Origin of the sequence: Simiduia litorea, assembly GCF_042853465.1 — a bacterium.
Taxonomy (GTDB): domain Bacteria; phylum Pseudomonadota; class Gammaproteobacteria; order Pseudomonadales; family Cellvibrionaceae; genus Simiduia; species Simiduia litorea.
This window is the reverse complement of record NZ_AP031497.1, coordinates 3,661,543-3,683,551: the sequence shown is the minus strand read 5'-3', so window position 1 is coordinate 3,683,551 and position 22,009 is coordinate 3,661,543. Positions and strand designations below refer to the sequence as shown.

Annotated in this window: 25 protein-coding genes; 13 read left to right on the top strand and 12 right to left on the bottom strand. The window is 49.8% G+C overall.

Annotation, left to right across the window (positions count from 1 at the left end):
* Positions 1 to 69 precede the first annotated feature (69 nt).
* On the top strand, positions 70 to 1,554 hold the full coding sequence (gene thiI, locus ACGHTT_RS16390; RefSeq protein ID WP_390592035.1) for a tRNA uracil 4-sulfurtransferase ThiI: 1,485 nt from the start codon (positions 70 to 72) through the stop codon (positions 1,552 to 1,554).
* A 30-nt stretch (positions 1,555 to 1,584) separates the two neighbouring features.
* On the opposite strand, the gene ACGHTT_RS16385 is transcribed toward thiI, so the two are convergent.
* Positions 1,585 to 2,412 carry a hypothetical protein gene (locus ACGHTT_RS16385; RefSeq protein ID WP_390592034.1) on the bottom strand — a complete coding sequence of 276 codons (828 nt, stop codon included), beginning with the start codon at positions 2,410 to 2,412 and terminating at the stop codon, positions 1,585 to 1,587.
* A gap of 157 nt (positions 2,413 to 2,569) precedes the next feature.
* Between ACGHTT_RS16385 and typA the strand changes: the two genes are divergently transcribed.
* Positions 2,570 to 4,378 (top strand): translational GTPase TypA, encoded by a 1,809-nt coding sequence (gene typA, locus ACGHTT_RS16380; RefSeq protein ID WP_390592033.1) that lies wholly within the window; start codon positions 2,570 to 2,572, stop codon positions 4,376 to 4,378.
* Between the two features lie 90 nt (positions 4,379 to 4,468).
* On the opposite strand, the gene ACGHTT_RS16375 is transcribed toward typA, so the two are convergent.
* The 5 genes from ACGHTT_RS16375 to ACGHTT_RS16355 all read right to left on the bottom strand — a co-directional run bounded on the left by ACGHTT_RS16375 (position 4,469) and on the right by ACGHTT_RS16355 (position 7,902).
* Positions 4,469 to 5,536, bottom strand: a complete 1,068-nt coding sequence (locus ACGHTT_RS16375; RefSeq protein ID WP_390592032.1) for a molybdenum ABC transporter ATP-binding protein — start codon at positions 5,534 to 5,536, stop codon at positions 4,469 to 4,471.
* A complete protein-coding gene (gene modB / locus ACGHTT_RS16370; protein ID WP_390592031.1) occupies positions 5,526 to 6,203 on the bottom strand; it encodes a molybdate ABC transporter permease subunit in 678 nt (225 codons plus the stop codon). Before modB ends, ACGHTT_RS16375 begins: the two co-directional genes overlap by 11 nt.
* Complete coding sequence (gene modA, locus ACGHTT_RS16365) at positions 6,203 to 6,934, bottom strand: molybdate ABC transporter substrate-binding protein (RefSeq protein WP_390592030.1); 732 nt, start codon at positions 6,932 to 6,934, stop codon at positions 6,203 to 6,205. Before modA ends, modB begins: the two co-directional genes overlap by 1 nt.
* 106 nt (positions 6,935 to 7,040) lie before the next feature.
* Positions 7,041 to 7,427: a PilZ domain-containing protein gene (locus ACGHTT_RS16360; RefSeq protein WP_390592029.1), complete on the bottom strand. Its 387-nt coding sequence runs from the start codon at positions 7,425 to 7,427 to the stop codon at positions 7,041 to 7,043.
* A 106-nt stretch (positions 7,428 to 7,533) separates the two neighbouring features.
* On the bottom strand, positions 7,534 to 7,902 hold the full coding sequence (locus ACGHTT_RS16355; RefSeq protein WP_390592028.1) for a PilZ domain-containing protein: 369 nt from the start codon (positions 7,900 to 7,902) through the stop codon (positions 7,534 to 7,536).
* A 129-nt stretch (positions 7,903 to 8,031) separates the two neighbouring features.
* On the opposite strand from ACGHTT_RS16355, the gene ACGHTT_RS16350 reads away from it, so the two are divergent.
* The 7 genes from ACGHTT_RS16350 to ACGHTT_RS16320 all read left to right on the top strand — a co-directional run bounded on the left by ACGHTT_RS16350 (position 8,032) and on the right by ACGHTT_RS16320 (position 12,994).
* On the top strand, positions 8,032 to 8,349 hold the full coding sequence (locus tag ACGHTT_RS16350) for a Kazal-type serine protease inhibitor family protein (RefSeq protein WP_390592027.1): 318 nt from the start codon (positions 8,032 to 8,034) through the stop codon (positions 8,347 to 8,349).
* A 1-nt stretch (position 8,350) separates the two neighbouring features.
* Entirely contained in the window at positions 8,351 to 9,256 is a 906-nt protein-coding gene (locus tag ACGHTT_RS16345; protein WP_390592026.1) for an ABC transporter substrate-binding protein, read from the top strand.
* A gap of 5 nt (positions 9,257 to 9,261) precedes the next feature.
* Positions 9,262 to 10,230, top strand: a complete 969-nt coding sequence (locus tag ACGHTT_RS16340; protein ID WP_390595074.1) for a FecCD family ABC transporter permease — start codon at positions 9,262 to 9,264, stop codon at positions 10,228 to 10,230.
* A 33-nt stretch (positions 10,231 to 10,263) separates the two neighbouring features.
* Positions 10,264 to 11,034, top strand: a complete 771-nt coding sequence (locus ACGHTT_RS16335) for an ABC transporter ATP-binding protein (RefSeq protein WP_390592025.1) — start codon at positions 10,264 to 10,266, stop codon at positions 11,032 to 11,034.
* The gene (locus ACGHTT_RS16330) at positions 11,031 to 11,807 is read left to right on the top strand and encodes an NUDIX hydrolase (RefSeq protein ID WP_390592024.1); all 777 of its coding nucleotides are present in this window, start codon (positions 11,031 to 11,033) and stop codon (positions 11,805 to 11,807) included. The genes ACGHTT_RS16335 and ACGHTT_RS16330 overlap by 4 nt, the downstream gene beginning before the upstream one ends.
* Positions 11,771 to 12,484, top strand: coding sequence for a YoaK family protein (locus ACGHTT_RS16325; RefSeq protein WP_390592023.1), 714 nt, complete (start codon positions 11,771 to 11,773; stop codon positions 12,482 to 12,484). Before ACGHTT_RS16330 ends, ACGHTT_RS16325 begins: the two co-directional genes overlap by 37 nt.
* Positions 12,485 to 12,691: 207 nt before the next feature.
* Positions 12,692 to 12,994 carry a hypothetical protein gene (locus tag ACGHTT_RS16320; RefSeq protein ID WP_390592022.1) on the top strand — a complete coding sequence of 101 codons (303 nt, stop codon included), beginning with the start codon at positions 12,692 to 12,694 and terminating at the stop codon, positions 12,992 to 12,994.
* Here ACGHTT_RS16320 and ACGHTT_RS16315 read toward each other — a convergent pair.
* Positions 12,991 to 13,140 carry a hypothetical protein gene (locus ACGHTT_RS16315; RefSeq protein WP_390592021.1) on the bottom strand — a complete coding sequence of 50 codons (150 nt, stop codon included), beginning with the start codon at positions 13,138 to 13,140 and terminating at the stop codon, positions 12,991 to 12,993. The two genes, ACGHTT_RS16320 and ACGHTT_RS16315, sit on opposite strands and share 4 nt — an antisense overlap.
* Before the next feature lie 466 nt (positions 13,141 to 13,606).
* Between ACGHTT_RS16315 and ACGHTT_RS16310 the strand changes: the two genes are divergently transcribed.
* Entirely contained in the window at positions 13,607 to 14,293 is a 687-nt protein-coding gene (locus ACGHTT_RS16310; RefSeq protein ID WP_390592020.1) for a substrate-binding periplasmic protein, read from the top strand.
* A gap of 210 nt (positions 14,294 to 14,503) precedes the next feature.
* Here ACGHTT_RS16310 and ACGHTT_RS16305 read toward each other — a convergent pair whose 3' ends face one another.
* The 4 genes from ACGHTT_RS16305 to ACGHTT_RS16290 form a co-directional block, all read right to left on the bottom strand.
* Positions 14,504 to 14,935, bottom strand: a complete 432-nt coding sequence (locus ACGHTT_RS16305) for a hypothetical protein (RefSeq protein ID WP_390592019.1) — start codon at positions 14,933 to 14,935, stop codon at positions 14,504 to 14,506.
* A gap of 362 nt (positions 14,936 to 15,297) precedes the next feature.
* Positions 15,298 to 16,986, bottom strand: coding sequence for a choice-of-anchor I family protein (locus ACGHTT_RS16300; protein WP_390592018.1), 1,689 nt, complete (start codon positions 16,984 to 16,986; stop codon positions 15,298 to 15,300).
* Between the two features lie 169 nt (positions 16,987 to 17,155).
* Positions 17,156 to 17,554, bottom strand: coding sequence for a hypothetical protein (locus ACGHTT_RS16295; RefSeq protein ID WP_390592017.1), 399 nt, complete (start codon positions 17,552 to 17,554; stop codon positions 17,156 to 17,158).
* Positions 17,555 to 17,613: 59 nt separating this feature from the next.
* Positions 17,614 to 18,525 (bottom strand): permease, encoded by a 912-nt coding sequence (locus ACGHTT_RS16290; RefSeq protein WP_390592016.1) that lies wholly within the window; start codon positions 18,523 to 18,525, stop codon positions 17,614 to 17,616.
* A 110-nt stretch (positions 18,526 to 18,635) separates the two neighbouring features.
* Between ACGHTT_RS16290 and ACGHTT_RS16285 the strand changes: the two genes are divergently transcribed.
* Both ACGHTT_RS16285 and ACGHTT_RS16280 read left to right on the top strand, forming a co-directional pair.
* Positions 18,636 to 18,938 (top strand): ArsR/SmtB family transcription factor, encoded by a 303-nt coding sequence (locus tag ACGHTT_RS16285; protein WP_390592015.1) that lies wholly within the window; start codon positions 18,636 to 18,638, stop codon positions 18,936 to 18,938.
* A gap of 474 nt (positions 18,939 to 19,412) precedes the next feature.
* Positions 19,413 to 19,703: a YciI family protein gene (locus ACGHTT_RS16280; RefSeq protein ID WP_390592014.1), complete on the top strand. Its 291-nt coding sequence runs from the start codon at positions 19,413 to 19,415 to the stop codon at positions 19,701 to 19,703.
* A 28-nt stretch (positions 19,704 to 19,731) separates the two neighbouring features.
* On the opposite strand, the gene ACGHTT_RS16275 is transcribed toward ACGHTT_RS16280, so the two are convergent.
* Positions 19,732 to 20,214 carry a shikimate kinase gene (locus ACGHTT_RS16275; protein ID WP_390592013.1) on the bottom strand — a complete coding sequence of 161 codons (483 nt, stop codon included), beginning with the start codon at positions 20,212 to 20,214 and terminating at the stop codon, positions 19,732 to 19,734.
* 252 nt (positions 20,215 to 20,466) lie between these two features.
* On the opposite strand from ACGHTT_RS16275, the gene ACGHTT_RS16270 reads away from it, so the two are divergent.
* Positions 20,467 to 21,954, top strand: coding sequence for an alkaline phosphatase family protein (locus ACGHTT_RS16270; RefSeq protein WP_390592012.1), 1,488 nt, complete (start codon positions 20,467 to 20,469; stop codon positions 21,952 to 21,954).
* Positions 21,955 to 22,009: the final 55 nt, after the last annotated feature.

Sequence of the window (22,009 nt, the reverse complement as noted above, 5' to 3'; positions counted from 1 at the left end):
CGTGCCTATGTATAATGCGCACCCCGTAAAACCTTAGGCCACCACCATGATGGGTGGCGTGGAGTCCCCATGCATTTTATCGTTAAGCTTTTCCCTGAAATCACCATTAAAAGCCCGCCAGTGCGCAAGCGCTTCATAAAACAGTTGCGTGACAACTTGCGCTCTCAATTGGTGCAGGTAGATACCGGCATTAAGGTTGAGCGGGATTGGGAAAAGATCGAAGTGCTGGCGCCTGGCGACGATGCGTTGTTGTCCGCGCGCATTAGCGATGTATTGGCGCGCACCCCAGGTATTGCCAATTTTGTCCGCGTGCAGCCCTTTCCTCTCGGCGATATGCACGACGTATTCGAGAAAACCCTGTCGGTGTGGGGGCCCTTGCTCGAAGGTAAAACCTTTTGTGTGCGTGCCAAGCGTACCGGCAGCCACGCGTTCTCTTCCATTGATGTAGAGCGCTATGTCGGGGGTGGCTTGAACCAGCATTCCGGTGCCAAGGGTGTGAAGCTAAAGAATCCGGATGTGGTGGTTAAAATCGAAATTCGCGATGACAATTTATATGTCATTGAGGAGCAGACGCCGGGGCTTGGTGGATTCCCCATCGGCTCGCAAGAGGGGGTATTGTCTTTGATCTCCGGTGGCTTTGATTCTACCGTCGCCAGCTATTTGATGATTAAGCGCGGTATTCGCACCCACTACTGTTTCTTCAACTTGGGTGGTCGAGCGCACGAGTTGGGGGTGAAGGAGGTGGCTTTCTTTCTTTGGAACAAATATGGCTCGTCGCACCCAGTTAAATTTGTCACCGTGCCGTTCGAAGGTGTGATCAGTGAAATTTTACAAAATGTAGACAACTCCTATATGGGCGTTGTACTCAAGCGCATGATGTTGCGCGCCGCGAGCAAGGTGGCGGCGGCGTTGGATATTCAGGCGTTAGTCACGGGCGAAGCAGTGGCCCAAGTATCGAGTCAAACCTTACCCAATTTGGCGGCTATTGATGCCGTGACCGATACGCTGGTCTTGCGCCCGCTGATCGTCATGGATAAGGGCGATATTATCGACATATCTCGCGCGATCGGCACCGAAGACTTTGCCGCTTCCATGCCTGAATACTGTGGCGTTATCTCTGTAAAACCAACCACCAAAGCCAAAATGGAAAAGGTGTTGGCGGCAGAGGCGAAATTTGATTTTGATATTCTCGAGCAGGCGGTGAACACCCGAAATACTCAGTTTATACAGGATGTTGTGGCCGATTTAGAGACAACGGTCGTCAATGTTGATGTGGTGACCGAGGCAGGCAACAGTGTGGTCATCGATATTCGCCACCCCAACGAAGAAGAGTTGCGGCCACTGCGCTTAGCCAATGTGGACGTGCAAAAAATTCCATTTTTCAGTTTGAATACCCGTTTCTCCAGCCTAGATGCGAGCCGTCAATATTTGCTGTACTGCGATAAAGGTGTGATGAGTCAATTGCATGCCGAGCATCTAAAAGATGCAGGCTTTAGCAATGTTGGGGTTTATCGGCCCGACAGGCAGGCCGCTGGCTGTGCACTGCAGTCCTAAGGGTTGGTGGCTAGCTCGCTCGTATCAAAGTCAGTTTGTAGGGGCTGTTGGCGCGGCGATGAACTCTAACTGTAATTGATGTTTGCTATAAATCGCTTGGCCTAGGCTGCTGTTGGCAACACGCAGTAGTGCGCGCTCGAGCGATTGATGAATGACTTCATGGTTATCGATCCCTTTGTTGATACACAGCAGGATATCGAGCGCCACCAGTTCGACGCTACGGTAGGGAAAGTTTGGCGGCGAGCGCTGCAGAAGCATGTGCATGTTTTCTCTAAAATTCACCACTAGGCCAGCGCGGCGCTTGCTAAATAGGCTGCTAACCACTGTATCTCGATGGCTGTCGTCGTGCTTAATGCTGGCCGGTAGCAGCGTGAGTAGGCTGCTGCTGGTTGAATAAGGCGCGTAGACTAACTCGTCGGTTAGGTCGCTCGGGCCCGATATGTTGGGGTGTAGCTGCTGGTTGATGTAGAGCGTCGGCTTTACCTGGGTGAGCGCTTTGTTACTGCACAGGTAATGCGATCGCATAGGTGCAATGAATAAGCTGCTAACCAGTGAGATCTGCATCTGCCCCGTGTTGGCCGCATTGATCAGCCGTTGACGCGGTATTTGTTGGTAGGTCAGGGGTAAATCGATGTCGCCCGCCGCGGCGCGTAGCAAGTCGATGGTCACGCCCGCGGCTTCGCTCCCAGGTTGGTCTGGTTGGTACTGGAAGGGCGGCAGCTTAACAAAGTTGTAAATGAGCGGTTCGGCGCTGGTGGCGGCTGTCGTCCAAAGCATCGAGAGGAGCGCAGTGCTGGCGAGTAGTTGTGCGCTCCAGCCTTGCGTGGATTGGATTGAATCAGGGGTTCTATGCGTCAAAGCTCAGCCTTTAGTTTGGAGTGCTTACAGTCTAGATGCATGGGGCGCCAAACTTCAATTTTCACATTCATTGCATTGCTGACTGTTTATTGAGCACTGACACCGGTATAATGCGCGCCCTTTGTTTTACATCCTTATTTTTCAAGAGACTCCTGTTGTGATCGAGAAACTACGTAATATTGCCATCATCGCCCACGTTGACCATGGCAAGACCACCCTTGTGGACAAGCTGTTGAGCCAGTCCGGTACCCTCGATCGCAAGAGTGCAGGCACCGAGCGCATCATGGACTCAAACGACCAAGAGCGTGAGCGCGGTATTACCATTCTGGCGAAAAACACCGCCATCGAGTGGAATGGCTACCACATTAACATCGTGGACACCCCAGGACACGCCGATTTCGGCGGTGAAGTGGAGCGTGTGCTGTCCATGGTTGACTGTGTGTGTTTGCTGGTCGATGCGGTAGATGGCCCCATGCCACAAACCCGTTTCGTAACCTCAAAGGCGTTCGAAAAAGGTTTGAACCCCATCGTCGTGATCAACAAGGTGGATCGCCCAGGTGCGCGCCCAGATTGGGTTATGGATCAGGTGTTTGACCTGTTCGATCGCTTAGGTGGCACCGATGAACAATTGGATTTCCCCGTGATTTACGCCTCGGCGTTAAACGGAATTGCCGGTATGGAACTGGACAATATGGCCGAAGATATGACGCCCTTGTTCCAGTTGATCGTCGATAAAGTGAAGCCGCCAGCGGTTGATCGCGAAGGCCCGCTGCAAATGCAAATTTCCGCACTGGATTACAACTCCTATGTGGGTGTTATCGGTGTGGGCCGTATTACCCGCGGTAGCATCAAAACCAACGAGCAGGTGGTTGTGGTCGGTATCGATGGCAAACAGCGCAAAGGTAAAATTTTACAGGTGATGGGCTACCACGGTCTTGAGCGTGTTGAAGTGCCACAAGCTTTCGCCGGCGACATCGTTTGTATCACCGGTATCGAAGGCTTAAATATTTCAGACACCGTGTGTAACCCACAGGCGGTTGAAGCCATGCCGGCGCTGATGGTTGACGAACCAACCGTGAGCATGACCTTCCAAGTGAACGATTCACCCTTCGCTGGTAAAGAAGGTAAGTTCGTGACCTCGCGCAATATCAAAGATCGCTTGGATCAGGAGTTGATTCACAACGTGGCGCTGCGCGTTAAGCAGGGCGACACGGCCGATAAATTTATCGTGTCAGGCCGCGGTGAATTGCACTTGTCTGTGTTGATTGAAAACATGCGCCGCGAAGGTTTTGAGCTCGGTGTGTCACGCCCTGAAGTTATTCAGAAAGAAATTGATGGCGTGATCATGGAGCCCTTCGAACAAGTGGTGATTGATGTTGAAGAGCAGCATCAAGGCGCCATCATGTCTGAGTTAGGTTTGCGTAAAGCCGAGCTCACAAACATGGAACCCGATGGCCAAGGTCGTGTGAAGTTAGAGTTCATGGCGCCGTCGCGTGGTTTGATTGGTTTCCGCGGTTTGTTCCTGACGCTGACATCGGGTTCAGGCATCATGACCAGCATCTTTGATCACTATGGCCCCGTGAAAGATGGTGAAGTGGCGAAGCGTATCAACGGTGTGTTGGTATCCATGGTGAAAGGCAAAACCTTAGCCTACGGTTTGTACCCACTACAAGATCGTGGACGTCTGTTCCTGGGCGCCGCGGTTGAAGTGTACGAAGGTCAAATTGTTGGTCTGCATAGCCGTGGCAACGATCTAGTAGTAAACCCCACGAAAGCTAAACAGCTCACCAACGTGCGCGCCTCGGGTACCGATGAAGCCCTGACCTTGTCACCGCCAGTGCGCCACACACTTGAGCAGGCCTTGGAATTTATCGAGGATGACGAGTTGGTTGAAGTAACGCCAATGAGCATTCGCTTGCGCAAAAAGTTACTGACTGAAAACGAGCGCAAGCGTTCGAAAAAGTAAGGTTGTATTAGCGCAGTATTAAAAACCGGCTTAGGCCGGTTTTTTTTGCCTGCTGTAAACTGATGCGGGTGCAGGTGGCGAATCGGTTAACTAATCGTGTTGTGGTTTAGTGGGCGTGTTGTCGGCTAGCGCAATAGTGCCCTTAATCTGCGCATATACTTGTTTACCTATTGTCAGCGAAAGATTTTTTGCCGAGTAAGCAGATACCAATGCGCGCAATACTTGCTCGCCGACGGTTAGTGTTACGGCGCAGGCTCCATCGCTCGTCGGTGTTAGTTGACGGATGGTTGCCGGCAAAATATTTAGAATACTGGAGTCCGTCGCTTTGCTTAAGCAAATGCTCACATCGCGCGCATCAATCGCTAAGCGTTGATAGGTTTGTGGGTTTGCCATTGCATGGCTGATCAGTCTGAGCTGATTACCCGAGCCTAAATCCAAAATGCTCGTGTTGGCATCGCGCTCGACGCAGTAACCTCTCAAAATGCTGCACTCGTGACCGCGCTGTTGGATCAGTATGGGGTGATTGACCAGATCATCGAGGTTGCCACTCACCGATTGAGATTTATCCATCAGCACCAGGTGGTCGGCCAGCGCGAGTAACTCATCCAGTTGATGGGTGACTAATAAAATCGGTTTGTTGAAGGCGGTGGTCTTGATTAATTGAATTGCCCTGCGCCGACGTTGTTGATCTAAACCTGTGAGGGGCTCGTCCAGCAATATCACTTGGCTGGGTTGTAATAGGGCGCGGGCCAGTGCGACGCGATGTTGTTCGCCGCCGGAAAGTTGCCCGGCGCGCTGATTGGTAAGTGGTGTGATATTGAGTTCAGAAAAGACAATTTCTGTCGCGGCATTGGCTTGCGCCGTGTTGCCTAAAAAAATGTTGTCTACAACATTTTTATGCGGCAGTAGGCGCGGTTCTTGAAACGCCATGGCCAGTTTTCTCGCTTTTGGCGCGAGATATTGCTCGGCGGATTGCCAGCAGTGTTGATTAAAATAAATATCGCCGGGCACGCGATCTAAACCGGCTAGCGCTCTCAGTAAGCTGGTTTTCCCTGAACCCGATTCACCAAAGATGGCGGTGATACCTCTGCTCGGTAAATCCAGTGCGTGGCTGCAGTGGGTACCGTTGAGGCGAATATGCCAGTGATCAGCGGGCATGGTGTGAGCCTTTACGCCAATATAAAACCGTTAGCGCCAGTACCGCGATAATCAACATCACCGCCGATAGTTGATGGGCTTGGGCATAATCTAGGCGCTCTACGGCATCGAAGATAGCGATAGAGGCGACCCGGGTTTGGTCGGGAATGTTGCCGCCAATCATCAGTACCACACCAAATTCTCCCAAGGTATGGGCGAAGCCCAAAACAAAGGCGCCAATAAAGCCCCGTTGGCAGAGCGGAAAAATAATTTGGCTAAATTGTTGCCAGTAGTTCAAACCTTGCACCTGGGCCATTTCTAGTAACTTTTTATCCAGTTGTGCAAAGGCTGTTTGCAAGGGTTGTACGACAAAAGGCAGCGAGTAAATCATCGAGCCGATAACGAGACCAAGAAAAGAAAAGGCGAGGGTTGAGCCGGTTATCGCTAGCCATTGTGCGCCTAGCCAGTGATTGGGCGAAAAGGCGATTAATAAATAAAAACCAATCACCGTGGGGGGTAAGACGAGCGGCAATGCCACGATAATTTCTACCACGCGCGCGCCGCGCGAACGCGAACTTTGCAGCCACCAAGCAAGGGGTGTCGCTAGTAGCATCAGCGCGGCGGTGCTAAATAGCGCCAGTTCAAGTGTGAGTAAGATGGCGCTGATGGCATCGCTCCCGAGCTGCATTATGGGTTGCCCCGCGCAACGGCTTGGTAGCCTAAATTTACCAGTAAATGTTGCACCTGCGGTTGTTGTAAAAATGCTAAGAATTGATTGGCTACCGCTGGTTGATGGCTGCGCTTTAGTAGCACGGCTTGTTGTTCGAGCGCGAGATTGAACGTTTTTGTCAGATCAAATTGCGCCGGGTATTGGTCTCGCGCTAATGACGCAGCCACGAAGGCTGCGTCTAATTGCCCAGTTTCATACCACTGTTGAACTTGGGAAATGTTTGTTGCCTGTGCGTAAATTTGTGTTTTTGCCGCGGGCCAACGGTGCAATATTTGTAGTACCTGCTTGGCAGCCGCGCCATAGGGGGCAAGTTCAGGGTTGGCGAAGCCGATTCGTGTTGCGCGCGCGAGCAAAGCTTGCTCGCTGGCTGCAGGTTTATCGCCAATTAGTAGCAATCTTCCGCGCGCATAGGTTATGGGTTTCTCCGTTAAGCCTTGGCGATAGAGGTGTTGAGGATAGTGGCTGTCGGCAGACAAAAAAAGATCGAAGGGCGCGCCCTGCTGAATTTGCGCCACCAGTTGTCCGGAGGCGCCGGAACTGAGTTTGACCACTACTTGGTGTTGTTGGGTGAACAGTGGCGCCAGTTGTTCCAGAGCGGGCCTGAAATTGCTTGCGACGGCGATGCGTAGCTCGCTTGCTTGGCTAGGTAATGCCAATAGCAGCAAAAGTAACAAAATCAGTGTGTGCATGTAGCCCCCAAAATGAGAGGCCATCTTAGCAGAATCGCGCGCGGGGTTTTTTGCGTGAAATCAATTCGGCGCGTGGAGGTGGGGTAGGTCACAGTGGGCGCAAGTGCTAGCTGCGTTGGTCGTGGTCATCCATCATGGCTTTGACGCTGCGTTCATTTTGGCGCTCTGATTCCTTCTTCAGGAGTTCGCGCAGTCTCGCTTGATTGTCGATACCCAGTGCGCGGCATTCGATACCCAGCAGGTGATCTCTCTGGTGCGCCAATTTACCCTGCATTTTGATCAGGTTGCCTTCGCTGGCTTCAATGGCCAAGATAATCTCTTCGCCTGGTGACAGAGTATGCGGGCGAATCAGTGCCGCTAAGGCACCGTTAAAAGACACGTCCACGATATGTACGTCGAATTTTGTCTGGGTGGTGGTTAAGGTTGCGTAAGCGCGGTAGCTAACCCGCGGGAAGTAGCGGCGTTCCCGCCCTTCAGTTCCAGTGAATGTCATACTTCATACCTTTATCGTCATCTGCCCCAATAAGACGGGGTGGCTGGCACAGCATTGCACTATAGTACCAAAAAAGCCGTGTTCCGATACATTGAATGTTTAACCGTTAATCTACCTGCCCTAAGCGTTTGAACTCTCGTTCCGCCGCGCTTGGGTCGCCGGTGTTCAATTCTATCAGCTTTCTCAGGTGCGCCATGCTATCTATGTCTATTCGCTCGCAATATAAGCCGAGTAGCTCATCTTGCTGGTGAATCAAGGAGCCGATCATTTGAATGGCGTTGTTTTCATCTAGCGCCAGGGTCAGGGTTAATGCTTCATTGGCTATAGGGGTGCAATCCGCTGAGGGCTGCAAAAGCGCGCCCTTGAGAGATATGTCGATTAGTTCGCATGGCCATGTGTTGCCATTTTGCGAGAGGAGTACCGGCTCCTGGAAAGCAACGCGTACGAAACGCCGGCGCTCTTGGTGCTTATCCATCTTGTCTACCTGAGCATTTTGACCAACAGAGTTAAAGTGTAGCCGCCTTTGATTAAGCCTTCTGTGAAATGTCGCTTTTAACTGGCGTAGGCCTATCCCTATAATGACGCACACTTAGGGAGGGTACCCATGTTCAAAACAATTTTTTCCACCGCCTCAATCATCGCGCTACTGGTGTTGGCACTTGGCCTTAGTGCCTGTGGTCAAGAGCGAGCGCCTATTGCCCAGACCGCTGTGAGTGCGGATAACCCACTAGAGAAGCCGCCAGTCACTGAGGTTGTTGAGTGTATCGATGTTAATAAAATTGATACAAAGCGCATGTGCACCATGGATTACACCCCAGTCTGTGGCTGTGACGGTAAGACTCACAGTAATGCCTGTCGTGCGGCAAGCATGGGGCTGACCCGTTGGACTAAAGGCGAGTGCTCCGGCGCTGCGACTGAATAAGGTGAGTTGCTTACAGCCCTCGCTGTGGGCAAGCCTTGTTTTTATCTTGAGCAGTGGCTTGGCAGCCAACTTTAGCCAAGCCGAGCCCATTACGGGTGTATCAAATCCTCTGGCTAGCGCATCGGGTGGTTTAGTTAGCGTCAATCTTTGTGTTGATCAAATGCTGCTTCGCTTTGCCGAGCGAGATCAGATAACCAGTGTTACTTACTTTGCCGATAATCCGCTCATGTCGCCGCTGGCCCTTCAGGCCCAAGGGCTGCATCGCAATCACGGCCTAGTGGAAGAGATCATACCCTTGCAGCCGCGACTGGTGTTGGCGGGGGAATATGGTGCACGCGAGGCCATTGAGCTGCTGCTGGCGCTGGGCTACCCCGTGGTGCGTGTGCCTTTGCCGCAAAAGCTCGCCGATATCGATGCGCACCTTGCGCGTATGGCGGAGATCTTGGATAGCCCGCCGGCGTTACTGTCGTTTTCCCAGCACTGGCAAGTACGCAAAGCACAGCTGCAGGCAGAGAATCGGCGCACCCCAAACAGCGCAAAACCCAGCGCGTTGATGTTGGGCCCCAATCACATAGCCCCAGGCGGTGGCACCTTAGAAGATGAACTACTGACTTTGGCCGGCTTCCAAAACTGGGCCGTGCAGCAGGGCATTCAGGGTTTTGCCAGCGTGAATTTAGAAAAGCTGGTATTGAACCCGCCAGATTTACTTATTGTCGATCAAGTGGCGGCAGAACATTTTTCGGTCGCGCACGAGGTGTTACAGCACCCAGCCTTGGCTCGCGCTATGCAAAAGGGCGATCTTGCCGCTCTGCCTGGCAACCTATCCGTTTGCCCAGCGCCCAATATTAATGCGTTAATTTCCACCTTGATTGAGTTGCGGCTTGGTCTGAAAAGGAATGTGTCTTGAAGAGTGTGTTATTGGTTGTTGGTCTGCTTTTTTTGGTGGTTTTGTCGCTTACCTTGGGGGCAGTGGATGTGTCGGTTTGGCAGGCTTCGCAGGATCTATGGTCCGGCACGGTGAGTGCCGCGCGCAGTATCGTCTTTGATGTGCGCCTGCCGCGTACGCTTTTAGCCCTGGTGGTGGGTGCCGCTCTCGGTATGAGCGGTGCCGCCATGCAAGGTTTACTGCGCAACCCCTTGGCGGAGCCCGGGGTGTTAGGGGTGTCTTCGGGGGCGGCGCTCGGTGCGGTAATTACCCTGTACTTTGGCCTGACGTCCTTCGGATGGCTGGTGTTGCCGGCGGCGGCCATGCTCGGCAGCTTACTAGCGTTGTTGGCAATTTACGGCTTAGCGGGCCGCAGCCAAAGTGTACTGGTATTAATACTGGCTGGCGTCGCGCTTAACTCCCTCTTTGGTGCCCTGGTTGCTGTGGCGCTGAATTTTTCGAAGAACTTATTTGCCCTACAGGAAATTATTTTCTGGTTGATGGGCTCTTTGGCGAACCGCTCCATGGATCATGTCGCCATTGCTCTGCCCACCTGCGTGTTGGGTATGGTCCTGATTTTTACGCGCAAGGCGTATCTCGATGCGCTCACCTTGGGTGATGACACGGCAACCAGTTTGGGTTTTGACGGCACGCGCGAACGCGTGTTGTTGTTAGCGGGCATCGCCCTTGCCGTGGGCGGGGGGGTGGCGGTGAGTGGTGCCATTGGTTTTATCGGTTTGATGGTGCCGCATTTACTGCGCAGCTGGGCCGATCATCAGCCGGGTAAATTGTTAGTTTACTCGGCCCTTGGCGGCGCCTTGCTATTGCTTTCCGCGGATATTCTCGTGCGCCATATCGACCTTGTGCGCGAATTGAAACTCGGTGTGGTGACCGCTCTGTTGGGGGCGCCGTTTTTTATCTATTTACTGGTTAAAGGTAAGCGTCACATGGTTTGACGCTTCCAAACAACATGAGAAGAAGGATTGATTGTGGCAGGGCTTGAAGGTCAACACCTAGGTTTCAGCGTGGCTGATAAAGCACTGTTGAAAGATGTCAGCTTTAGCGCAGCCAACGGCGAGTTTATCGGTTTGATCGGGCCGAACGGCGCAGGTAAGAGCACGTTACTTAAATGTTTATCCGGGTTGATAACACCGAGCCAAGGCGACGTTATATTAAACCAGAAAAAGCTCGCTGCATGGCCTGCTAAAGCGCGTGCGAAAACACTCGCGTTGTTGGCTCAACAAGAAGCGCCGGCTTGGTCGATTAGCGCGGAAGCGCTGGTGGCACTTGGGCGCTTGCCGCACACCGGAAGCATTGATGCGGCGTTAAAAGTCGATGCTGCGTTAATTCGCATGGCCTTGCAGGCTGCCGACGTAGAGACGTTAGCTGAGCGATCCGTAGATACATTATCCGGGGGAGAGTTACGGCGGGTACAATGTGCGCGCCTTTTTGCCACAGTAGCCGATATTTGGCTGGCCGATGAACCCATTGCGGCTTTAGATCCTTTGCATCAGCTACAAATTATGCAGCTGCTTAAAACCAAATCGGAAACGGGCTTAGTTATTGCCGCGTTGCACGATCTTTCACTAGCAGCACGGTTTTGCGATCGAATTTTGCTTTTACATGAAGGCCGGTTAGTGGCCGATGGTACGCCTGAGCAAGTGCTCACCGAAAAAAATCTGGCCGATGTCTATCGCATCAAAGCACAAATCACGGCAACTGAGCGAGGCTTATCAATTGTTGCGGAGTCGGCTCTGTGAATTTTCTTCCTTCACTCGATCAACTTAATCACTGGTGTGTTACACATCAGCTGCGCTTGCGTTTTCTTGGTGTCGCTCAACATAGCCCGCGGTTAATTAATGCCGGTTTTTTGCCGCTCGATGATACAGTACGTGCACTTTCCAAGGTGATTCAAACGACTTTGAAAGTGGATGAGTGGCACGCACTAATAGATATAGAAAGCGGTGAATTAACACGTGAGATGTATTACCGGGTGGTGCGCTATTCAGAAATGTTAGCCTTGCGCCAGCAGGGTAAAATGCCCACCGGTTTAGCCGCCACCGTTTTACCCTTCTCGCAGAAAACCAATAGCGTACTATTACAAAAACGCAGTGCGAGTAGCCATCTATTTCCAGGTTTTTTAAGTTTATTAGGTGGCGGTTTTAACCCTGGCTGTGACAAACCTACGCACGCTCATTTATCCGGCGGCGATGTTAATGAGCTAGGCGATAATAACAATCCAATACTCACCGCGCAGCGAGAAGTGTTAGAAGAGGCTGGCCTGCATTTGGAGATACCCGATAGTACGTTGGTAACTATTTCGCAAGAAACCGATAATGGTGCCCTGCAAATCAATTATTTGGGGGTGCCGGCTGATTTTACTGGCGCCCATGCAGATGAAGAAGAGGGTTTGCTGGTGCACATGCCTGTGCCTAGCTTGGAGCAAGTAGCAGGGCTAGAGCAGTTTACCGATCTGGCGAAAGCAAATTTGGCAGCTTGGTTAATGTCCCGCTCAATGGCGCCGGATTTTTAATAGGGAGTAGCAGTAGGTTGGTCTCACGATTACCTAAATGGGTTGAGTTAGGCGCGTTTCTACTGGCATTAGTTGCTGGTGTTGTGAATGCTATTGGCTTGCTGGGCTTTGAGCATCAATCTGTGTCTCATCTGTCGGGAACCGCTACGCTGCTTGGCACGAGTTTACTGAGCGCCTCGCTTCAACATACGCTGCACTTGTTTGGCGTGCTCTTGTCTTTTGTGGTTGGTTCAGCGGTGGCGGGATTTCTGTTGCACGGATCGACGTTAAAGTTGGGCCGGCATTATGATACGGCGCTTGTGGCAGAAGCGGCGTTGTTAATCTTGGCGCTGTGGCTGTTATCAGGCGGTAATTTTTATGGCCACTTTTTCGCGTCTGCAGCGTGCGGGCTGCAGAATGCATTGGCAACGACATACAGCGGCGCGGTCATAAGGACAACGCATGTGACCGGAATTTTTACAGACTTGGGTATTATGATGGGTTCATTTGTTCGCGGGGAACCTTTGGATCAGCGAAAAGCTAAACTCTTTGTTGTGATTATTGTAGGTTTCATCGTTGGCGGTACGCTGGGTGCTTTGCTGTACGCTCAGTATCAATTCTTTGCACTACTATTTCCCACGGCTGTTTGCCTGTCTCTCGCGGCCGTATATCGTGTCTATGCTACAAACCTTAGGTAATTTAGAATAATACGCTCGACTTAAACCCCGATGGCGTCATTTCTAGGTATTGTTTGTCGTCTTCCACGAGTAATAAAATCGGGTGTATCTCTTCCGGTTTTACGGTGCGTTAGGTGGGGGATAAAAGCAGATAAGAGTGGGTAAGGATTGGAGCCAGAGGGTAGGTTGTCAGAGATACGTATTGTATAGCTAGGGAGATGAGCAACAATGACGAATGTGCGTGCACTGGGTGCGATAATTCTTTTTGTATTTGGATTATTCCAACTACTCGACCTGTGGCTGGTGGGTTTTTCGTGGGCGGGCTTAGCCATCGCATCGGTGTCTTTTTTGTTTGGCTATTGGGTTTGGCCTAGTAAGCGCGATGACCCGAAGCATCGTTATCAGGATAGCCAATGGTTTGACTGGCTCGAATTTTTAATCGAATTGCCAGTAGAAATTTTGCTTTGGTTAGTTCGGTCTCTATTTGGCTTGTTGCGCCGAGGTGTTGATGATGTGGATATTATTCCTTAGTAGCGAAAAACCGGTAAATGCAGAGATGTCACCCTGTCGTCGTCTTTAAACTTACTTTGCGCCATCATCGAATTCCCTTTGAACACTCTTTCCATTCTGCTTGGTGGCGACTCTCCATGAATGGGTAAGTTTTTGTAAATAGGCATGGTTTTACCCCTAGCTGTGACTGGTTTTACTGTGGCCTAGGTTCGCATGCCCGCACCCATGTTTACCTATCAAATTATGATTATTCTCTAACCTAGCCATTAAAAGACATGGTAATTTAATATCTGTCGGGAGTTGTGATTTTACCCCCGTTAGCGGGCTGGCGCAGATAGGATCGTTGCAGCGTTAATAGTGGTTCGAGGTGCGGAGTAAAGCCTTGTGGTTGTCGTGATGCCCATTGATGACCGACTGAGCCCTTTTTGCCAGCCACTAGAGCGCCTATTCTTATCTATGCTGTCTCAGAAAGGCGCTCGCCACTATAATCTTGTTCTAGTTATATAAAAATCAATTGGCTGAGGTTGGTGCATGCAAGCAAAAGACACTTGCACAGCAAAAAGGTGGTTCCTTTGTTGGATCTTGTGCTTAACTGCCTTTAGCGCATCTGCAGAGCTTCCAGATTCGGTAACTATGTGCATAGACCATTACCCCCCTATGCAAGTGATTGGTTCTAATGGCGAGATAACGGGCGAAAATGTTGAAGTGGCCAAAGCCGTATTCGCGCGTTTGGGTGTGGTGCTGCGGTTCACCGGAGATACGCCCCTTAAGCGCTGTTTGATGATGTTGGAAGGTGGCTTTGTTGATGTCATGGCGGGATTATTGGATTCGCCAGAGCGTCGCCAAACGCTACATATGTTTTTGTACAGTGACTCTATTGAAAAATCTATCTATGTGCGCAAAGGGTCGCGCGTTATCAGCAAGTTTTCCGATTTGGAAAATCTTACTATCGGTATCTTGCGTGGTGCCAAGCAGTTTCGTTTGCTCGATCAAGCGCCAGCGGGTTTTTTTCAATTAGAGGAAGTGAGTTCCCTTGATCAGGCATTTAAAATGCTCGTTCGCGAACGAGTGGATGCGGTGTCTGCAACAAACTACAGCGCAGATCTTGTGATCAGTAAGCTTGGATTCAGTCAAGTTATCGAAAAATCGTCTTTTCACGTGCTGGATAGCTCGCCAACCTTTATTTCAATATCGAAAAAATCAGCGCTGAGTACCGATATTGCTCGAGTGAGCGAGGTAATTGAGGATATGTATGCATCAGGTGAATTTCTTCGTATTCTTTCCGACTTCCGAAACAACAACCCACAGCTGTACCGTTAATTTTTATCTTATCGGTATGTCTTTGTTGCTAAGACAAGTTGGCAGCAGAAATAGTTAAAGATAGATAAGATAAACGTTAGCGATTTTTCGATGTTCAACTGAGTGAATAATTTTATTGCATTAAACTATTTAGTTAATGTGAGAGGAAAATTTATAGTGCAATCAAGGAAGGTTAGTCCTTGATTGCTAGTTATTAAACTTCAGTCATTTTTACTTGCTTTGGCTTAACCGATAAACCGTGCCTAAGTTGTAGTTCGCTATGGCGGGTGGTGCGGCGTGAATTGGATCTGCTGGGTCACGGCTCATCCATAGCTCCTCAGGCCATGCGCTTATGCCGCAAATAAAGCTCAACAGAGCTCCGTCAGCATTTGAAGCATAGACATAGACAGCTCCTGGTAGCCAAGCATCCGTAGGATCTCCTCCTGCCTCAATATAAAACTCAATGCCATCTAATGTGATATCAGAGGGGTTGAGTTGATTGCGTAGCGATAGGTTTTTTTGGCTAACACCACTGGCTGCAATCGTTTCGGTGGTTGCAACAGGTTCGCCACCTACATAGACAATGGCGCCAACTTTCATGCTGGAGCTGGCATAGGGTGCGGAAGAGGTTTTGGTAATGATGGTGATGTGATCAATAGTCATAATGTCATCCTTGATGATTTGAGTTAGGTGCGTCGTATGTTGATTGCGGTAATGTGATAGAAGATAGAGCGTCAAGCAGATGTAACAAATACCGAAACTATCCGGATATTTAGTTTTCGCCAATAGGGCGTTCGTTGGTTAATAAGGTAAGAGTTATGGTAAAAGTACTAAGCAAGGAGCGAAGCTTTGCCTTGTTTGCAAAGCTTATCTATAAATTACAGTGCTGGAACTACTGTAGTTATATAGATCAATAGTTGCATAAGGTTTTTGAACGGCTAACTGGGCTTGAAATACCCTGTTGTAAGTGTTCTTCAGTTTAAAAGCCCAGCGAAGCTGGGCTGTCAAGGCTTGAGAAATTGAAATTATTGAACTTGATAAATAGTTGTAGTGCCGCTCACTTCGTTGCCCACAATTAACAGTGCTTCGCCGTTCGGACTATCTTCCGCGCTAACGAATACCAAGCCTTCTGGGCCAAGGTCGCCGGCGTCTACGCCTTCTTCTGGGGCGATAGATAAATCGCGGTTGCTGGTGTATTCCACAAACGATGGGGCGAAGGGATTGCTGACATCAAATACCATAATCCCGCCTTGACGCTCTAAGCCGATAAAGGCATAGGTGCGGCCTGATACCGTACCGATTGCTACACCTTCGGGTTCTGGGCCTTTGTTGTCACTGCGGTTGTCGGTGCTGTTTTTGTCATTTGATACATTAAAAAACAAGGGTGACTGATCGGCGATGATCTGCTCCATTTGATCGCCCGAATCGAACACCATCTCGCCCTCGGCATTCCAGATGCTGAACGAGCGCGCGCCAAAGGCATAAATTTTTTCAAAATGACCATCTCTATCGGCGTCGCCGGTGGCATTGGTCACAGTTAAATCTCCCCAGCCTTTACCGTCTTGCAACTCGGCAATTTGATCGGCGGTGAAAACGCTGGTGTCTAAATTTAAATCTTCCAGTGCCACTTCGTCGGCGTAGGCTAGGCACTCGTCGTCGCCTAAATCCGTGTGGCCGGCGCCAGTGCAGGTAGCACTATCAGCGGCGTAAATATATTCGCGGCCGTCGCCCTCGTTGGCGGTGATTAAATAGGTTTTACCGTTAAAGCTGTAAGCCGCAATGCTATCTGGCATGTACATGCCGAAGATCGGCTGATTCATGATGTTTGGAAAGTCATCGTTTTTATTGCCGTCAAACCCCATGCCTTGCAAGCTGTGATCCTTATAGCCGAGCGGTACAATGTGGGTCACTGTTGCCGTGGCAATATCAACTAAAGCCAGTGCGTTGTTTTCTTGCAGGGTGACATAGGCAGTTTGGTTGTCTAGTGAAACTGCAATGTACTCAGGCTCTATATCCATCGCAACACTCGCACCTGGGCCAGTGATGCGCACGCCGTCGTCAACTAAATCGACCAGATGGGCGTTAAAGTTGGTGAAGGTGGCCTGATTCACAATCGCTGAGGAAACGCCCGCCGATAAATCCACTACAGTGATAGAGCCTTCAGGGTCGTTGCTGTAATCGCTGTTCGGTTCACCTTCGTTGGCGCTCAGTAAATACTGACCATCGTGGGAAAAGGTGACCATGTCTGGTAAGGCTCCAGTAGTAAACGCGGCGGCGAAACTGTGGTCGCCAGTGTTGTACACATAGATGCGACCGGAGTCTTGTTTGCTATCCGCTTCAACGGCTACAGCGAGCCAGCCATTTTTAACCGCAACGCTATTGGCTCCGCCGCTGATGAAGCTGGCGCTGTCTTGATCTGCAACCACAAGCGTCGTGAGCTTGTTAGGTTGGCTTGGATTGGTGATGTCAACGACATCGATGGTGTTGGCACCTGAATTCACGACAAAAAGTTTGTTAGTGCTGTTATCGAAGGCAACAATTTCAGCGCCGCCGGCATCAAACAAGCCAGAGTCATAGCGACCAATTTGTTGCAGATGACCATTGGCTGCATTGATGCCATCGGCGCCATTTGCCCCAGGCGAACCAGTGGCACCAACGGTGCCGTCGCGGCCATCAGAGCCTTCGCCACAGGCGCTTAATAATAACGATGCCATTAACGCGCCAACTAAAAGAGAAAAAGACTTTTGCATGTGTGCCATCCCGTTTTATTTTAGAACGGCAGTACACTAAAGGCTGAATGTGACAGGTAGATGTCGGCTTTGTGACATGGCGGGTGACGATAAAGAAGCAAACGGCTCGGAAGGTGAACGGTTTACGCTTATTTTAATGGTGCGGACTTGGCGTGCTGCTCCACAACATCGCTTGCATGGCAAAGGCCAATAAAATGTTAAAAGCAACGGCTTGGCCGAAGGGTACAAGAAAGTACAACCAGAAACCAAAGTTGTCGATGCTTATCATAATTCCATAGGTGAGCACGCCGCCAGCGCCAACCAATAATGGCGAGAGATAGGAAAACAGGTTGGCCCACGAGCCCTGAAGATCTACAGCCATGCGTTTAAACCAAGGGGTGTAAAGTAGAATGGGCGCGTTCGATAGAATCACGCCGAGGAACCATTCCAAAACACCTAATTGCCAGTGGCTGTTGTTGGCGAAGACAAAAAATATAGCGATGTTGCCGGTGATGGTTAGGAATTTAATACATTTAAAATAATGTTTAAACATGAATTAGCCTCGACGGTCGAAGTGGCAACCAGGTATTTTTCGTATCTGCGCAGCAGCGGTTAAAAAAGCACTGAATATAGATAACCTGCGCCAATGGCCATGGATAAAACCACACCGAGAAAGGCCACAATCATCTGATGCTTAAACAGGGACTTCAGTAAAATGACTTCCGTTAAACTAGCGCCAGCACTACCAATGATCAGTGCCATTATGGCGCCTAACCCCATCCCCTTACTTGCCAAGGCGGCGCTTAGTGGAATGAGTGCCTCGGCCCGAATATACAGTGGAATACCGATCACTGCAGATACCGGAATGGCAAAAGGGTTGCTATCGCTGGCCAGCCGCGCCACCAGTTCCGTGGGCATATAGCCGTAAATTACCGAGCCGATAGCAATGCCGACAAATAAATAGGGAAGCACTTTTTTAAAGTCGAGCCAAGTGGTTTGCGCTATTTGTCGCCACTTGCTAATGATTTGCACTTCGCCACAACATGAAACTTTCTGAGCGCACGCATTCGGTGCGATATAAGCCTCTGGCCTGATATACCGTGCAAAGCCAAAGCTGTCGAGCAAATAGCCCGCAATCACGGCCACCGTCATGGAAACCATGAAGTAAAACACTGCGACCTTTAAACCAAACGTAAACATGAGCAGGCCGATGATCGTCGGGTTTAGCAGCGGGCTGGCAAATAGAAATACCATCATGCTGCCGAAGTTAGCATTGGCGCGCAGTAGACCTTTTAAAAATGGAATGGTCGAGCAGGAACAAAAGGGGGTAATGGCCCCTAAAAAGCCGGCCACAAGGTAGCCTTTGCCCTTATTGCCACTGAGTATGTTTTGAATTGTAGCGGCAGGGATGTAGGCCTGCAGCACACCGACAAAGTAGCTAATCAAAAGAAAGAGCGCGGTGAGCTCAACGGTCAGCAACAGGAACATCGTCAAGGTATCGGCGAGCATGGGGTTGTTGAACATAAGGAACAATCCATATTTCTAGGTTTGTCGAAATATAAGTCCGCGCAGTGGTCTGGTCAAGTTATTTCTAGTAATATCGAAATATTAAAGCGCTCGGGCTAGCAATGAGGATGCAGATTGTGGAAATTGACGATATCGCAAAGGTATTAAAAGAGCTCGGCCATACCACGCGCTTGGCTATTTACAAGCGCGTGGTCAAAGCGGGGCACCAAGGTATTGCCGTGGGCGGGCTACAAGAAAAGTTGGACATTCCCCATTCCACCCTGTCGCATCATATTTCAAGTCTTGTTTCGGCTGGCCTCATTTCCCAGCGACGTGAAAGCCGCACCCTCTATTGCGTTGCCGAATATGAAACGCTAAACGCGGTTATTGGCTTTTTGCAGGATGAGTGCTGTGTGGATGAGAGTGCTTGAGGGGGTACTCGATGAGAAGATCTGTGTATGAAATGTGTTAAGTGCTCCGAAGCGATTGACCTAAGTAGGAAGCAGGTTTTTCATTTTCGGCAAAAGGTTTCTGTTATCTGTCCGAGTTGCAAAATGGCATACTCGCATAATTACTGGGCGCCCATATTTGCTGGATTGATAGCAGGTGTAGCGACTGCTCAGTTGATGATCTCCGGTACCAAGTACGTGCATTACGTTTCATTTCCCGTGATATTTTCATTAATCTGGCTGTTGATTGTCTTGCGTCGCCCCTTGCTGAAGAAAGGCTCCTCCACTTAGTCATTCAAGGCTAAGCAGGCCAAAACATCGCAGGGAGCTGTTAAGTAGTTGGAGCCGTATGTTGCTTTCAAGTGACGAAGTCGCACCTGTCTAACTGGATGCTACTTGCGTGACCACCATTGACCATGTTCCTGCCACCACACATGTTTCAAAAAAGGAATTGCTTTGTTCATCATTTCCCTTACATATATCAAGCCACTAGAAGTGGTGGATCAGTTTATCTCGGCTCATAGTGAATACTTAAATGAACAGTACCGCTTGGGGCACTTTCAATTGTCGGGTCGGAAAGAGCCTCGTACGGGCGGTGTTATTATCGCAACCGTCGAAAGTCGGGGCGTACTGGAAAACATATTGGCACAAGATCCGTTTTATCGTGAAAAAGTAGCGAGTTATGATGTGACCGAATTTGTGCCGAGCCGATCTTCGGAAGCTCTAGCGTTTTTGGTTCCGCAATAACACGGTGTCTGATCAGTTGCTGCTGGCTTCACTTGTCGCTCGATCGGCGTTGCTCCTTTTCACCGATGAAGGCCTCGTACAGGTTTAGGTGAGCCTGCCGCGAAAAGGTATCGTCTCTTGTTGGGTATTGGGATATCCAATCGATCAGCATGGTTAAGTTGGCATCTTGCGCGGCTTTTGTTTCATATTTATGCGGCTCCCAAGGACGCTTTTTGGCGTTGGCAATGCAGTCTGCTACAGGTAAGTCTAAGTAAATAAGCTTATCGGCATTGCCCACCGCCAACGCCAACAAATCTGCATAACAACCCTCAATCACCCAGTGCTTATTAGCGTTTATAAAACTGTCTATTTTTGCTTTTGATTCGACAATGGGCTTTCGCATTGGCGGCACGGAGGCTTGCCAGGCAATGGTGTCTAGGTCTAGATGGGCGGCGTTTTGCTCGGTGCTAATCTTTTTAGCTAACGTTGATTTTCCTGAGCCTGAATTTCCGAATATTAGTGTGTTGCTCAAAACTCGCTCCTCCTTAATTCTAGTGCCCTCAAAACCTAATCGAAAAACAGGGTCAGATAAACATTAGTGTGTTTATAAAAAAAAGATCAGATAAGAATTAATGACGATTGATGTGCCATAACTTTCATCTGAATCCACTAAATCAGCTCTTAATAAATACAATCAAGGCAATCGGGTTTGCTTTTTCCTAGCCAAAACGCTATTAGTTAACGCTCTAAATCGATCACGTCAACCATACAAGGATAGGTAGACATGACAAAGCCCAAGCCTCCTCACCCTGAAGAAACCCGCATCCTACCCAACATCGATCACATCGTATACCTGATGTTTGAAAACCGGTCGCTCGACAATCTTTTGGGTTGGCTGTACGACAAACCCCCAAAAAATATGATTCCACCCATTCCCCATGGACCGCAATACGACGGCTTAAGAGAGAAGACTTATAAACTACCACTCAAACCACACTACTGGAGTCCAGTTACCTATTACCCGATAAAAAAGGGCGTGGGGAAAAATGGCTTTACCGTCCCGAATCTAGACCCGAACGAAGCTTACCCAAATGTTATGAATCAGCTCTTCGGCGATGCAGAGCACACCGTGAAAGTACCGCCTCAGGAGGCCAAGCCCGCTCTTATGCAGGGTTTCCTGCAAGATTTTGATGCCGACGACGACACCTGGAACGAAACACTACAGATAACTGATACTTACACGCCATCGGAACTTCCGGTGCTAAATGGCCTTGCAAAACAGTACGCCGTTAGTGATCGCTGGTATAGCTCAATGCCAACTCAAACTAATCCGAACCGCGCATTTGCGCTCTGTGGCACGTCGCTTGGGCGGCTAAAAAACAAAAATATAATGGCACTTGAACAATTTAAAACCCCCACGATATGGAATGCACTGGCGGCCAAAAAGACCGAGATGGGAATCTACTTCCACGAAACGTGGCACGACAATCAATGCTTCACTCAATACACCTTTCCAAATATGAATACAGTGGATAAATCACTGTTGGACATACGCAAAATCGACGCCCCCGATATGGGCTTCTACGCGCGCGCTCAAGCCGGAAATCTACCGGCCTTTTCCTACATTGAGCCCAAGTGGGGATACGGCGCTGGGCCTCATACGATGCGACAAGGTAACGACTATCATCCACCCACCGATGTAAGGTATGGCGAAAAACTGTTACATAATGTCTATACCGCGTTGAAATCTAACCCCAAAGCGTGGGAGAGAACGCTATTGATTGTCACCTTCGACGAACACGGTGGCACCTATGATCACCATGCACCAGCATGGGGTGCGGTTAATCCGGGCGACGAGAAAAGTCGTAACTCTGCTTTCAAATTTAATCTTTACGGCGTACGGGTACCCACGCTGCTAGTGTCGCCGCAGGTACCGGAAGGGACTGTTTTCCGCGAACCGCTGGATTCGAAATATCCCTTCGATCACACCTCAATCTTAGCGACCCTGTTAAAATGGCGAGGCATTGACCCAGCTAAGGCAAACCTATTCGATCGCGTGGCCAGTGCCCCCACGTTCGAAGCGGTCGTTAATACCCGTGTCATCAACAAAGGGGCAAATATTCCCAACCCAGGCGACAACTTTGACATTGATGCCTGCGAAGATCTCTTTGAAGGTATACCCAGCAGTATCGTTCGCTATATTTCTTCAATCGCGAAGACAAGGCAGAGGGTTATACAGTTGATCGAAGACTATAAGGCTCATCAAACTTAACGGTTAAATTGGAGCTTGGTTTGAGCAGCAAAGGGAGTTATGCGCTTAGTTTACT

What these genes read in the sequence shown, in the direction of transcription:
- thiI (WP_390592035.1), top strand. Translation starts at nt 70, where the DNA reads ATGCATTTTATCGTTAAGCTTTTCCCTGAAATCACCATTAAAAGCCCG.
- ACGHTT_RS16375 (WP_390592032.1), bottom strand. Translation starts at nt 5,536, where the DNA reads ATGCCCGCTGATCACTGGCATATTCGCCTCAACGGTACCCACTGCAGC.
- modB (WP_390592031.1), bottom strand. Translation starts at nt 6,203, where the DNA reads ATGCAGCTCGGGAGCGATGCCATCAGCGCCATCTTACTCACACTTGAA.
- modA (WP_390592030.1), bottom strand. Translation starts at nt 6,934, where the DNA reads ATGCACACACTGATTTTGTTACTTTTGCTGCTATTGGCATTACCTAGC.
- ACGHTT_RS16360 (WP_390592029.1), bottom strand. Translation starts at nt 7,427, where the DNA reads ATGACATTCACTGGAACTGAAGGGCGGGAACGCCGCTACTTCCCGCGG.
- ACGHTT_RS16355 (WP_390592028.1), bottom strand. Translation starts at nt 7,902, where the DNA reads ATGGATAAGCACCAAGAGCGCCGGCGTTTCGTACGCGTTGCTTTCCAG.
- ACGHTT_RS16350 (WP_390592027.1), top strand. Translation starts at nt 8,032, where the DNA reads ATGTTCAAAACAATTTTTTCCACCGCCTCAATCATCGCGCTACTGGTG.
- ACGHTT_RS16320 (WP_390592022.1), top strand. Translation starts at nt 12,692, where the DNA reads ATGACGAATGTGCGTGCACTGGGTGCGATAATTCTTTTTGTATTTGGA.
- ACGHTT_RS16315 (WP_390592021.1), bottom strand. Translation starts at nt 13,140, where the DNA reads ATGCCTATTTACAAAAACTTACCCATTCATGGAGAGTCGCCACCAAGC.
- ACGHTT_RS16310 (WP_390592020.1), top strand. Translation starts at nt 13,607, where the DNA reads ATGTGCATAGACCATTACCCCCCTATGCAAGTGATTGGTTCTAATGGC.
- ACGHTT_RS16305 (WP_390592019.1), bottom strand. Translation starts at nt 14,935, where the DNA reads ATGACTATTGATCACATCACCATCATTACCAAAACCTCTTCCGCACCC.
- ACGHTT_RS16300 (WP_390592018.1), bottom strand. Translation starts at nt 16,986, where the DNA reads ATGGCATCGTTATTATTAAGCGCCTGTGGCGAAGGCTCTGATGGCCGC.
- ACGHTT_RS16295 (WP_390592017.1), bottom strand. Translation starts at nt 17,554, where the DNA reads ATGTTTAAACATTATTTTAAATGTATTAAATTCCTAACCATCACCGGC.
- ACGHTT_RS16290 (WP_390592016.1), bottom strand. Translation starts at nt 18,525, where the DNA reads ATGTTCAACAACCCCATGCTCGCCGATACCTTGACGATGTTCCTGTTG.
- ACGHTT_RS16285 (WP_390592015.1), top strand. Translation starts at nt 18,636, where the DNA reads ATGCAGATTGTGGAAATTGACGATATCGCAAAGGTATTAAAAGAGCTC.
- ACGHTT_RS16270 (WP_390592012.1), top strand. Translation starts at nt 20,467, where the DNA reads ATGACAAAGCCCAAGCCTCCTCACCCTGAAGAAACCCGCATCCTACCC.